Annotated in this window: 12 protein-coding genes; 11 read left to right on the top strand and 1 reads right to left on the bottom strand. The window is 63.3% G+C overall.

What is annotated here, in order from left to right; translation table 11 throughout:
- The first annotated feature begins 448 nt into the window (after nt 1-448).
- The 11 genes from ABIA42_RS22390 to ABIA42_RS22340 all read left to right on the top strand — a co-directional run bounded on the left by ABIA42_RS22390 (nt 449) and on the right by ABIA42_RS22340 (nt 10,640).
- The gene (locus ABIA42_RS22390; protein ID WP_370121114.1) at nt 449-1,147 is read left to right on the top strand and encodes an RNA polymerase sigma factor; all 699 of its coding nucleotides are present in this window, start codon (nt 449-451) and stop codon (nt 1,145-1,147) included.
- A 145-nt stretch (nt 1,148-1,292) separates the two neighbouring features.
- Entirely contained in the window at nt 1,293-2,117 is an 825-nt protein-coding gene (locus ABIA42_RS22385; protein ID WP_271533577.1) for a flagellin, read from the top strand.
- Nucleotides 2,118-2,178: 61 nt separating this feature from the next.
- Complete coding sequence (fliD, locus tag ABIA42_RS22380; RefSeq protein WP_271533575.1) at nt 2,179-3,855, top strand: flagellar filament capping protein FliD; 1,677 nt, start codon at nt 2,179-2,181, stop codon at nt 3,853-3,855.
- Nucleotides 3,855-4,283 carry a flagellar export chaperone FliS gene (gene fliS, locus ABIA42_RS22375; protein WP_271533573.1) on the top strand — a complete coding sequence of 143 codons (429 nt, stop codon included), beginning with the start codon at nt 3,855-3,857 and terminating at the stop codon, nt 4,281-4,283. The genes fliD and fliS overlap by 1 nt, the downstream gene beginning before the upstream one ends.
- Nucleotides 4,284-4,453: 170 nt before the next feature.
- Entirely contained in the window at nt 4,454-4,726 is a 273-nt protein-coding gene (locus ABIA42_RS22370) for a hypothetical protein (protein WP_370121120.1), read from the top strand.
- Nucleotides 4,727-5,203: 477 nt separating this feature from the next.
- Nucleotides 5,204-5,872: a flagellar hook assembly protein FlgD gene (locus ABIA42_RS22365; RefSeq protein ID WP_370143643.1), complete on the top strand. Its 669-nt coding sequence runs from the start codon at nt 5,204-5,206 to the stop codon at nt 5,870-5,872.
- A 31-nt stretch (nt 5,873-5,903) separates the two neighbouring features.
- The gene (gene flgE / locus ABIA42_RS22360) at nt 5,904-7,169 is read left to right on the top strand and encodes a flagellar hook protein FlgE (RefSeq protein WP_271533567.1); all 1,266 of its coding nucleotides are present in this window, start codon (nt 5,904-5,906) and stop codon (nt 7,167-7,169) included.
- 3 nt (nt 7,170-7,172) lie between these two features.
- Complete coding sequence (locus ABIA42_RS22355) at nt 7,173-7,433, top strand: hypothetical protein (RefSeq protein ID WP_271533565.1); 261 nt, start codon at nt 7,173-7,175, stop codon at nt 7,431-7,433.
- A gap of 9 nt (nt 7,434-7,442) precedes the next feature.
- Nucleotides 7,443-7,919, top strand: coding sequence for a flagellar protein FlgN (locus tag ABIA42_RS22350; protein ID WP_271533563.1), 477 nt, complete (start codon nt 7,443-7,445; stop codon nt 7,917-7,919).
- A 20-nt stretch (nt 7,920-7,939) separates the two neighbouring features.
- Complete coding sequence (flgK, locus tag ABIA42_RS22345) at nt 7,940-9,715, top strand: flagellar hook-associated protein FlgK (RefSeq protein ID WP_370121127.1); 1,776 nt, start codon at nt 7,940-7,942, stop codon at nt 9,713-9,715.
- A 13-nt stretch (nt 9,716-9,728) separates the two neighbouring features.
- The gene (locus ABIA42_RS22340; protein WP_370121130.1) at nt 9,729-10,640 is read left to right on the top strand and encodes a flagellin; all 912 of its coding nucleotides are present in this window, start codon (nt 9,729-9,731) and stop codon (nt 10,638-10,640) included.
- Nucleotides 10,641-10,790: 150 nt separating this feature from the next.
- Here the strand turns inward: ABIA42_RS22340 and ABIA42_RS22335 are convergent, their stop codons facing one another.
- Entirely contained in the window at nt 10,791-11,729 is a 939-nt protein-coding gene (locus ABIA42_RS22335) for a LysR family transcriptional regulator (RefSeq protein ID WP_370121133.1), read from the bottom strand.
- Nucleotides 11,730-11,936: the final 207 nt, after the last annotated feature.

Raw genomic sequence — 11,936 nt, 5'->3', positions numbered from 1 at the left:
CGAAAAAAGTTCACGCGCGATTCAAATTCGCGTTCGTCGCGACTGACAGATTCAAAAAAATCGTTAGGTTCGAAAAAGGTGATTCGGAAAAAATTGCCGGGTGCGGAAGTCGTCTCGCGTTCATTCACACTCGGAAACAATTGTCTCTTCATGCACCGGGCGCGTATCGCGTTGATCACCTAGTGCCGCGTAATGTCAGCGTTTTCTCTCGACGACATCTGCTCAGGATGAACGATCCGCCATGGCGCGAGACGATGTGATGATTGCAGGTACGACGCGCAAGATGATCGCGCGACCGGCAATTATTGCCCGACACTCGGCAAAAATGACCAGGTAACATCTTGAAAAACAACAGAAATTCATCGCCTGGATTGCCTTCGTCCCGCGTTCAACGCTTGGAAGCCGTGTGGCATGGGCGCCGCCGGCATTGCGGGTTGGAGGTTGCGGGATGAGTTACGCTGCTGATGTCTGGGCTCCCGCCGAGGCCGAGATCACGACGACGGTGCCGGCCGAAGAGACCGTGCCGATGATGCCGTCCGCGCCGCTCGCGCCGGGCGGCGCGCCTGATACCGCCGATGTCGTCTACGACGAGGACAGCGAACTCCTGGACAAGCTCGCTACCGGCGACGAAGTCGCATTCCGCATGCTGGTCGAGCGTCACATCGATCGCGCCTATGCCATTGCGCTGCGCATCGTCGGCAACGCCGCGGACGCCGAGGACGTGGTGCAGGATTCCATGCTCAAGATCTGGAGCCATCGCGGACGCTGGCAGCACGGCCGCGCCAAATTCTCGACCTGGCTCTACCGTGTCATCTCCAACCGCTGCATCGATCTGCGTCGCAAGCCGCGCACTGAGAACGTCGAGGCCGTGCCGGAAGTCGCCGACAGTCAGCCGGGCGCCGTCGAGCTCATCGAGCGCAATGAGCTGAACGACATGCTGGAGCTCGCGATGCAGCGCTTGCCCGAGCAACAGCGCATCGCGGTGATCCTGTCCTACCACGAAAACATGAGCAACGGTGAGATTGCCCAGGTGATGGATACAACCGTCGCCGCCGTCGAGTCGCTGCTCAAGCGCGGCCGCCAGCAGCTTCGCCAGCTCCTGCGCAAGCACGAGCGCGACATCCGCACCGCGTTTACCGACTGCTAACCATAAAAATCGCCTCGCGAAGATTTTCGCGCCTGATCTCCTCGCGCTCCGCCGTTTGAGCGAACGGACGGGGCTGCGGTCCGCGTCGTCGTAAGTCGATTCCCACGAAGCGGCACGCCGTGCCCATCAATATTAGGAGCTTCAGATGCCCGCAATCAACACCAACACTGCCGCCAATGCGGCGGTCCGCTACCTCAACATCAACTCCGCGCAGGAAACCAGCTCGCTCTCGAAGCTGTCGAGCGGCTCGCGTATCACCTCCGCATCCGACGACGCCGCCGGCCTTGCGATCTCCACCCGCATCTCCTCGGACGTCACCACCTTGCAGCAGGCTGCGACCAACGCCTCGCAGGCCACCGCGATCCTGCAGACTGCTGACGGCGGCGCCTCCAACATCTCCGACATTCTTGCACGCATGAAGTCGCTGGCGTCGGAATCGGCTTCGGGCACCGTGACGGACTCCAGCCGCGCCTACATCAACTCGGAGTTCTCGCAGCTGACGGCTCAAATCGACTCGATCGCGTCCGGCACCCGCTATTCCAGCCAAAGCCTGCTCGACGGCTCGAGCGTGTTCGCCTCCGGCGTCTCCGTTCTGGTCGGCTCCTCGGGCTCGGATACCATCACCATCACTCTCACGAGCCTCACGGCCTCTTCGCTCGGCGTGTCTTCGCTCGACGTGAGTACGCTGTCGGACGCGACCTCGGCGTTGACCGCGCTGGATACGGCGATCGACACGGTCTCCGCGGCCCGTGCCAGCATCGGCGCCCAGGAGTCCCGCTTCAATTTCAGCGCCGACTCGATCTCGACCCAGACCCAGAACCTGCAGTCGGCGAACTCGGCGATCGAGGACGTCGATATCGCGGCCGAACAGTCCAAGCTTTCCTCCGCGGAGGTGAAGACCCAGGCCGCGGTGTCGGCGCTGGCGGCGGCGAACCAGATGCCCCAGTACCTGCTCAAGCTGCTGGGCTGATGATGATCCGGGCGGGCCGGCATGATGCCGGCCCGCCCACTACCAGGGATATTCAGGCAAAGTGACCAGCGTCAGTTCGACCAGCAGCACAAGTTCGGGCGTCACCGTCACCACGAGCGGGACCACCAATTCGAGCAGCATTGATTGGTCTGCGCTGATCCAGTCCGCCGTCGATGCGAAGACCGCGCAGGCGGACACGATCTCGACGACGATCACGAACAACGAGGCCAAGATCTCGGCCTACCAGACGCTCCAGAGCGATCTGAAGACGCTGTACTCCGGCTTGGCGTCGCTTTCGACTGCGGTGGTCAACTCGCTGTCCACCAGCGCCTTTGCGACGCGCGCGGCGAGCATCGGCTCGACCGGCGACGTCAGCGCCTCCTCGGCGCTCTCGATGAGCATCAAGAACGGGGCCGCGATCGGCGACCACACGCTGACGATCAGCCAGATCGCCACCGCGCAGAAGGTGTCCGGTGCCTCGCAATCGAGCCAGACCGACGAGCTCGGCTATTCCGGCACGTTTTCCATCGGTCTGGAGGGCGGGGCTACGTCCGACATCACCGTCACCAGCACGATGTCGCTACAGGACGTCGTCGATACCATCAATGCGCAGACCTCGACCACCAACGTCCAGGCCTCCATCGTGCAGGTGTCCAGCACGTCATTCCAGATGGTGCTGACCGGCACCGCGGATGCGGCGGACATCACCTATTCCAGCACGTCCGGCGACGACATCATGAACAAGCTCGGCGTGACCGACAGCTCGGGCAGCTTCACCAACGTCATCCAGGAGGCGCAGTCGGCCGAATTCACGCTGGACGGCATTTCGATGACCCGCGACACCAACGACATCACCGACGTTCTGAGCGGGGTCACCTTCAGCCTGCTCCAGGCGACGCCGGACGGAACCTCGCTGAACATCAGTATCGAGACCGACACCAGCCAGATCCAATCGGCGCTGGAGACCTTCGTCACCAACTACAATGCCTTTCGTGACGAGGTCATCGCCCAGCAGACGACCGCGACCGACGGCACCGCAGATTCGAGCGCGGTCCTGTTCGGCGACGGAACCATGCGCAACATCATGGATGCGCTCCAGAACGCCCTGAACAGCACCGTGGGCGGCATGACGATGGCCGATCTCGGCCTGTCCTTCAACGAGAAGAACGAGCTCGAGCTCGACACCAGCACGCTGTCGGAGATCCTGAGCACCAACCTGAGCGGCGTGACCGAACTGCTGTCGGCGCAAACCACGACGTCGTCGAGCCAGCTCAGCGTCGTCAATACCGGTACGTCGCCGCAATCCTTCACCCTGGAACTGACCGTCGATTCCGACGGCAACCTGTCCTCGGCCTCGGTCGGCGGCGACTCCTCGCTGTTTACCGTCAGCGGCACCACGATCATCGGTGCATCCGGCTCGATCTATGCCGGCATGGCCTTCACCTATAGCGGCTCGACCTCGCAGTCGATCACGGTAACCTCGACCACCGGGATTGCATCGCAGATCTACGAGATTGCGAAGGACTATTCGTCTTCGACCGGCGCACTGCAGACGCAAATCACCAGTCTGACGACGCGCGACGACGAGCTCCAGCAGAAGGTCGATGATATCAACAGCGCCGCGGCGACGCTGCAGTCGCAGCTGCAGACGCAGTACGCGAAATACCAAGCCGCGATCGAGAGTGCGAACAGCACGCTCGATTATCTCAAGGCCCTGCTCAACAGCTCGAGTGATTGATGATGCATAATCCGATGGCGTACATGGCCAACCAGGCCTATCGGGGAACGGCAACGATTGTGCCGCCGCTCAAGGCGGTCTCGATGCTGCTTGGTGGCACGATCACGTCTCTCCAGAAATCGCTCGCCGCCCAGGAGGCAAGGCGTTTCGAGGAAGGGCACGAGCACCTGATGAAGGCGACCGCGATCCTGCGTGGGCTCAGCCACAACCTCGATTTCGCCAAAGGCGGCGACGTGGCGGAGCGGCTGTTCCAGACCTACAACGCGATGATCCTGGCGAGCCACAAAGCCTATGGCCGTCCGCACGCCCGCCAAAGTTTCGGCCGCATCATCGCCGGGTTGACCGAACTGCGGGAGGCCTGGGAGTTCGTCGACACGACCGTGCGGGGCGGCAAGCCTGGGCCAGCCGATTCGGCCCGCAAGGGCTGAAGACGTCTGCCCCAATGCGACGCGGGGGAGGGCAGGCGTCATCCAGCCCGCCGTTTCCGTCGCTTTCCGCAGTGCTGCGGCGCTTTTGGCGGCCGAGGCCGCCGAAATCCGGTTTCCGCCGCGCCTGCAATGCTTTATGACGGGCCTGACCGAGGCGGGATCGGCGGGCGATGGACGTCACCGAGTTTGAGGAACTGATCGATCGGCTGGGCGAGGATCTCTCCCTCTGGCCCGACGACCGGCGCTTGCCCGCCGAAGCGTTGCTGGCGCGATCGTCCGCTGCGCGGGCCCTGCTGGAAGAGGCACGTATGCTGCGCCGTGCGTTCGCGGCACCGCCAGTGCGCGCGCCAGCAGGGCTCGCCGACCGCATCGTCGCTGCGGCCGCGAAAATGCAAGATGACACTGCCGAGCCGCGCACCGAAGGCGAGACGGCGGAGAGCTGAGCGGCTCTTTCTCTCACATCGACTGCCAGAGCATGATCCGGAAAAGTGTGCAGCGGCTTTCCGAAACGATCATGCTCAAACAATAATTCATCCAAATCTCATCGCGCTTTAGACGTCCTCATGCCCGGGCTTGTCTCGGCATCCACGGTCTTCGTGCTGCGCGGCGAGGCGTGATGGCCGGGACAAGCCGGGCCACGACGCTGTGGAAGCATCGGCACCCCCAACGCTCACATCGTGAACGATGGCTTTGCCGCAGCCGAAGCAAGAGAGCAGCTCCGTCGCCGCAACGAATTACCTTGACCTCGTCGCTCCTCTAACTCCCGCCCACACACGGCAGATTTTGCCGTGTCGAATGCCGTTCTCGCGCACGTGAATCGCCGCCTGAATCCGCACGCCCACCCGTTTCATCAGCACACAGATTTCAAGCGCCGCGAGCCGACACTGGTCGCCGGCAGCAAAAGAAGGCTGGAGTCTCCCATGACCGTTTCCGCCGTGAGTTCTGCAACGACTGCGACCACCACGACATCGTCGTCGTCGAGCACGTCGTCCAATTCGACGCTGACATCCAGCGATTTCCTGACCCTGCTGGTCAGCGAGCTGCAGAACCAGAATCCGCTGGATGCGACCTCGACCACCGACCTCGTCAATCAGCTCACCTCCTACGCCAATTTCACCTCGCAGCAGTCGATCAACTCCAACTTGTCGTCGCTGGCGAGCTCGTTCTCGAGCCTCGTGACGCTGAACTCGGTGAACTATATCGGCCACACCGTCGAGGCGAAGTCAGATACGGCGACCTTGAGCAACGGCGAGGCGACCTATGGATACTCGCTGTCGTCGACCGCTTCGGACGTCTCGATCAGCATCTCGGATTCCTCCGGGAACGTCGTCTACACCGGCACCGGCACCGGCAATTCCGGCTCCAACACGTTCACCTGGGACGGCAAGGACTCAAGCGGCAACCAGCTCTCCGACGGTGGCAAGTACACCATCTCGGTGACGGCGACGGACACCGCCGGCAACTCGGTCCTCAACTACACGACCGTTACCGGCACGGTAACCGGCATCGACACCTCGACTTCCACGCCCTCGCTCACGGTGAACGGCGTCGCGGTCAGCGCCGCCAACATCCTCGGCGTCACATCCTGATCTCACGTCCTGATTTCCTCGGAGCTTCATCATGAGTCTCACCGGCGCATTGTCATCGGCGATCTCGGCGCTCAACGCCCAGAGCCAGTCCCTGTCGATGATCAGCGACAACATCGCCAACTCCGACACCACCGGCTACAAGACCACCTCGGCGATGTTCGACTCGCTCGTGACCGCCTCCAGCAATACGACCTCCTACGCTTCCGGCGGCGTCACCGTCTCGGGCCGCGCCAACATCACCCAGCAGGGCCTGCTCGCCGCGACCTCCAACGCCACGGACGTCGCAATCCAGGGCTCCGGCTTCTTCGTGGTGACCGACGCCAAGTCGGGCGGCACGGTCGCCTATACCCGCAACGGCGCCTTCACGACCGACAATGCCGGCTATCTCCAGAACAACGGCTATTATCTCGAGGGATGGCGCACCGATGCCGATGGCAATGTCGTCGGCAATGAATCGGCGGGCAATCTCGAAGCCATCAACACCCAGGTCGCCTCGACCAGCGGCAGCGCCACCACCAAGACCACGATCGCTGCGAACCTGCCGTCGGACGCCGCGACGGGCGACACCTACACCAGTTCGGTGACGGTCTACGATTCGCTCGGCGCGGCGAATTCGATGCAGGTTACCTGGACCAAGAGCGGTGCCAATACCTGGAGCGCGAGCTTCGCCAATCCGACCTCGGCATCGGATACCACGACTGCGACCGGCACGGCGTCAGGCACGATCGACATCACTTTCAACAGCGACGGTTCGCTCGCCAGCACCAATCCTGACCCGGCCACCGTCTCGATCACCGGCTGGACCGACGGTGCGGCGGACAGCACCATCACCATGAATCTCGGAACCGCCGGCAAGACCGACGGCCTCACGCAATATGCCTCGGGTGAAACCACGCCGTCAGTCAACGTCACCAGCATCGATTCGGATGGCCTGTCCTACGGCAAGCTGTCGAGCGTCTCGATCGGTGACGACGGAATCGTCAACGCGACCTATTCCAACGGCCAGACCATCGCGATCTACAAGATCGCGGTGGCGACCTTCGCCGATCCCAACGGGCTCGCCGCCTCCAGCAACGGCATCTATTCAGCGACGGTGACGTCGGGCAACGCCGCGCTGCAGGGCTCCGGGGAGAACGGCGCGGGCACGATCTACGGCAGCGAGCTGGAGTCCTCGACCACCGACACCTCCAGCCAGTTCTCGAGCATGATCTCGGCGCAACAGGCGTACTCCGCCGCGTCCCAGGTCGTCTCCACCGTCAACAAGATGTACGACACCCTGATCTCGGCGATGAGGTGAGCGATGCCAGGCGAAAAGGCAAACGCCGTCGGCGAGGCTCTGCTGCTCCGGCTGCGGCGGCTTCTGGCGCGGACCGCGACGGTCAAGGGTAGCGACCGCAGGCAATTGCTCGCGCTGCTCGACGATCTGGAGACGACGCGGCGCGGTCTCCTGCGGGAGGCCGCGGAGATCGAGAGCGAAATGAGGCAGGCAACCGTCAGGACGACCGCGATCGGCGCGTATTTGCGCAGCTCGCAGGCCGACCGCGGCAAACGGCAGAACTAGAAGAAGGCGATGACCATGAGTGTAGCCCAAGCCAACAGGCAAGCCACCAGAACGAACGTCGCGAGCGGCGATAACAGGATCAAGTCGCTGATCGCGCTGATCGACACGCTGACCGCGCTGGTTGCGGAGGAGAACGCCGAGCTCGCCAAAGGCCTGCCGGCCTCCCGCCTGAAGCAGGTCGACGAGAAGAACAAGCTCGCGGAGATTTTCGAGCGGACCGTCGCCGAGTGCGCGGCGGGAACGACCAGCCTGACCGTCAGGGATCGCATCCTGCGCGAGCAGCTTCTGGACAAGATCCTGAAGCTGCGTGCGGCGATGGACGAGAATCTGGTGCGCCTGCGCGCGGCAATCGAGGCCAGCAACCGCCGCATCGAGGCCGTCATGCAGGCGATCCGCGAGCAGATCGCGGCGGTGTCGCCCTATGGCGCGTCCGGTCGCGTTGCGGCCGCCCGCACCGTTTCCAGCGGCACCAGCCGCAGCGCCTGACGGAACGAGGGGAAACCGCCGTGTCGCTCGATATCGCACGATCGATCGCCTTCAGCGGATTGTCCGCGACGTCCGTGCAGATCAGCGTGACGTCGTCGAATATTTCGAACGCCGACACGACCGGCTACACCAAGAAGTCCGCGACCCAGTCGAGCAGCGTCACCAACGGCGTCGGTACCGGCGTCACGGTGACGGGTATCACCTCGACGGTGGACAAGCTGCTGTTGAAATCGCTGGTTGGCGCGGATTCCGATCTCGGCGCGGCCGACACCGCCAATACCTATCTGACGTCGCTCCAGAAGCTCTACGGTTCGATCAGCAGCAGCGGCGATTCGTCGTCGGGGACCTCACTCGCCAACAGCATCGCCTCGCTGGAGTCGGCGTTGTCGTCGTTGGCGAGCACGCCGAGCAGCGCCTCGCTGCAATCCAACGTCGTCAGTGCGCTGGATGACGTTGCCAGCCAACTGCGTGACACCTCGAGCGGGATCCAGAAGCTCCGGTCGGATGCCGACCAGGACATCTCCTCGTCGATCGACGACGTCAACGCGGATCTGAAGCAGATCGCGGACCTCAACGCCGAAATCAAGCAGACGGCGGCGACCGGCCAGTCGACCGCGGATCTCGAGGACCAGCGCAATACCGCGCTCCAGGACCTCGCGTCCAAGATGAATATCAGCTATTTCACGGCGTCGAACGGCGATCTCCAGATCTACACCGCGTCAGGCCAGGCGCTGGTGGACTCTTCCGCGCATACAATCAGCTATACTGCGGCTGCCAATGTGACGGCGTCGACGACCTACACCGCCGGCTCTTCGTCGAGCGGCTTCAGCGCGATCACCGTGAACGGGGTGGACATCACCTCCCAGATCACCGGTGGGGACATCGGCGCACTCATAACGCTCCGTGACGATACTCTGCCGGACGCGCAGTCCCAGCTCGACCAGCTGGCGCAGCAGCTTGCGTCCGTGATGAACAGCGTCTCGAACAGCGCCTCTTCGGTGCCGGCGCCGACCAGCCTGACGGGGACGACGGCCGTCACCAGCAGTTCTGCCCTGTCCGCCTCCGGCTCGGTGCGTATCGCGGCCACCGACCAGAGCGGCAATCTGGTCTCTTACGCCGACCTCGACCTGTCGTCCTACGCCACGGTCGGCGATCTCGTCACCGCCATCAACGGTATATCCGGATTGTCCGCCTCGGTCGACTCGGACGGCCATCTCTCGATCACGGCGACCGGCTCCGGCAACGGCGTCGCCATCAACGAGATGACGAGCTCGGTCGGAAGCTCCAGCGAGGGATTCTCCGAATATTTCGGCCTCAACGATCTCGTGACCGGAACGAGTGCCTCGGACATCGCGGTCAACAGCAAGATCCTGTCCGGGACGAACGAGCTGCAGCTCGCGACGCTGGATTCGTCTTCGAGCCTGACGGTCGGCAGCTCGGTGCTGTCGTCCGGCTCGGCCACCGTGGTCAATGCCTTGTACGATGGGCTGACGGACTCGCGGACGTTCGCGTCGACCGGCGGGCTTGCCGCCACCACGGGTTCGCTGGCCGACTACGCCTCGGCCATCGTGTCCGACGTCTCCAGCAAGGCCTCGCAGGCGTCCACCGACTACACGGCCAAGGAAACCGCTCAGTCGACCTACGCGAACTCGCTGGCGTCGCAGTCCGGCGTCAACCTCGACGAAGAATCAGCCAATCTGAGCACGCTTCAGAACAAATATTCGGCGGCGTCAGCGCTGATCCAGGCCATCAACTCCATGTACTCGGCGTTGCTCACCGCCGTGCAGTCGACATAACGGGGGCGCGCTGATGGTCGCGATGCGGGTTGCCACCTTCGCCCAGTCGAACCGGATGATCGCCGACGCGATGCGCGTGGAATCGGTCATGGCCAACATGCAGATCCAGGAATCCTCGGGGGTCGTCTCGACCGATTTCGGCGGCTATGGCTCGGATGCGCAGCACGTCGTCAACCTCCAGGTTTCGGTGACGCGCGCGCAATCCTATATCGATGCCGCCACGCTCGCCGACAGCAAGGTCCAGGTGATGTATTCGGCGGTCGGCTCGGTGACGGACATCCTCACCCAGCTCCGGTCCCAGCTCACCGCCGCCTCGACGGGAAGTTCAACCGAGGTGAATTCGGTGATCAGCTCCGCTCAGCAGATGCTGGAGCAGATGGGCTCGCTGATGAACACGCAATATGACGGCCAGTACGTCTTCGCCGGCGGCAAGACGGACACCGCACCGGTCGATCTCACGAGCTTTTCGTCCGGCACTGGTTCGACCACGACTGCGGACACCAGCTATTACAATGGCGACAACGAAATCGCTTCGGTGCGGGTCGCCGCCGACGAAACCGTGTCATACGGCGTCACCGCAGACAATTCGGCGTTCGAGGAAGTGATGCGCGTGCTGAAATTCGTCGCCAACAGCACCACGCTGTCGTCTTCGGACATCACCAGCGCGCTCGACCTCGCCAGCACGGCGCTCGACGACACCGCCGCCGTGCAGGCCAAGCTGTCGAGCTCGTCGTCCTCGATCGAGACCGCGAGCGCCCGCCAGACCGAGTACAAGAGCTATGCGGAGACCTTGTCGAATGACCTGACCAGTGTCGACGTCGCCGCCGTCACGGCGCAGCTTTCGACTTACCAGACGCAACTCACGGCGTCCTATTCGGCTCTCGGGAAGATCTTGAGCCTGAATCTTGCGAGCTATCTGAAGTGAAGCGAGGCTTTGTGGGGGCTTCGATCATTTGCCGGACTCCACCAGCACCTCTCGGAGCGTCAGGTCAATGCCGGACTCCGTTCGGTTCGGTCTGCGACGCGAGGACTAAACCAGAGCCTGTCGAGCGGCAGTACGATCCGCGCGATCGCATCAATAGCACGCAGCCATCGCGCCGAGCTTCGGATAAAGCCGATCGATCGCGGCGATCTCGCTCTTCATCTGCGCGGTGATCCAGTCGCGGATCTCGGCGGCGATCGGGCGCATCGGCCGGTTGCGCGGCGGCAGGAATTCGCAGATGCGGCGCGTGGTGGTGAGCGTGTCGGAGGCCGGCACCAGCGCGCCGGTGAGCAGCCAATGCGAGGTGACCGTCAGCCAGCCGAGCGCAATGCCCTGGCCGAGTAGCGCAGCCTGCACGACGACGGCATAGTCGGTGAAGCTCAGCGCTTTGGCTGCGCCGCGGCGCCCGGTGAGCAGCGAGGCGTAATCCGCGGCCCAGTCGCCCGGCGTCTCGGCGAGACGAATGATGGTGTTGCCTTCCGCTGGATCGGTCTCGCCGAGATAGCCGGGGCTGCACATGGGCAGCATGACTTCCCTCATCACCAAGGTGCCGCCGGATGACGGCTCGTCGCGATCGCGGAAGCGCATGCCGAGATCGACGTTCTCCACCGGTCCGCGTAGCGCACCAGAGATGAGCTGGAAGCGCAGATCAACTTGCGGAAACTGCTTTTGCAGCTTGTCGATGCGCGGCATCAGCCAGTGAGTGGTGAAGGCGGAAGAGACCGACAGCGTCACCGTCTCGGTGCCCTTGCGGCGCCGCTCGATCTCGACGAGCCCGCTCTCGATGCTGCGAAAGCCTTCGAGCACGCGGCGATAGAGCAGCTCGCCTTCCTCGGTCAGCACCGCGCGGCCCGCTGTGCGGTCGAACAGGCGCACGCCGAGATGCTCCTCGAGCTGACCGAGCATGCGGCTCACCGCCGGTTGCGTGACGTTCAATTCGGCGGCCGCCGCCGTGAAGCTGCCATTGCGCGCCGCTGCGTCGAAGACGAACAGGGCGTTACTGGACGGCAGCATCCGGCGCAACTCAGGCATAACGTCATGTTATGAGGCCCGTAATAATTTGGCAATTGCCGGGTTTTGCCAAGTCTGTTGTCATTGGCATCACAGCCTAAAGACAGGGCTCGCCAGAGAAGGTTAGGTGCACTGCACGCTCCAGACGTGAGTGCCCAGAATCCCTGTCTATAAAGCAGGCTTATGGCGCGCAGTGAGGCACGCCGTTGCAGGGATGGGTGAGGTCGG

The sequence above is a fragment of the Bradyrhizobium sp. USDA 327 genome, assembly GCF_041262065.1.
Classification (GTDB): Bacteria; Pseudomonadota; Alphaproteobacteria; order Rhizobiales; family Xanthobacteraceae; genus Bradyrhizobium; species Bradyrhizobium liaoningense.
The sequence above is the reverse complement of the archived record's forward strand: the minus strand, read 5'-3'. Positions and strand labels throughout refer to the sequence as shown.

Coding starts and splice junctions, on each gene's coding strand:
- ABIA42_RS22335 (WP_370121133.1), bottom strand. CDS start 11,729: ATGCCTGAGTTGCGCCGGATGCTGCCGTCCAGTAACGCCCTGTTCGTC.
- ABIA42_RS22355 (WP_271533565.1), top strand. CDS start 7,173: ATGCCAGGCGAAAAGGCAAACGCCGTCGGCGAGGCTCTGCTGCTCCGG.
- fliS (WP_271533573.1), top strand. CDS start 3,855: ATGATGCATAATCCGATGGCGTACATGGCCAACCAGGCCTATCGGGGA.
- ABIA42_RS22370 (WP_370121120.1), top strand. CDS start 4,454: ATGGACGTCACCGAGTTTGAGGAACTGATCGATCGGCTGGGCGAGGAT.
- ABIA42_RS22350 (WP_271533563.1), top strand. CDS start 7,443: ATGACCATGAGTGTAGCCCAAGCCAACAGGCAAGCCACCAGAACGAAC.
- ABIA42_RS22385 (WP_271533577.1), top strand. CDS start 1,293: ATGCCCGCAATCAACACCAACACTGCCGCCAATGCGGCGGTCCGCTAC.
- ABIA42_RS22340 (WP_370121130.1), top strand. CDS start 9,729: ATGGTCGCGATGCGGGTTGCCACCTTCGCCCAGTCGAACCGGATGATC.
- ABIA42_RS22365 (WP_370143643.1), top strand. CDS start 5,204: ATGACCGTTTCCGCCGTGAGTTCTGCAACGACTGCGACCACCACGACA.
- ABIA42_RS22390 (WP_370121114.1), top strand. CDS start 449: ATGAGTTACGCTGCTGATGTCTGGGCTCCCGCCGAGGCCGAGATCACG.
- flgE (WP_271533567.1), top strand. CDS start 5,904: ATGAGTCTCACCGGCGCATTGTCATCGGCGATCTCGGCGCTCAACGCC.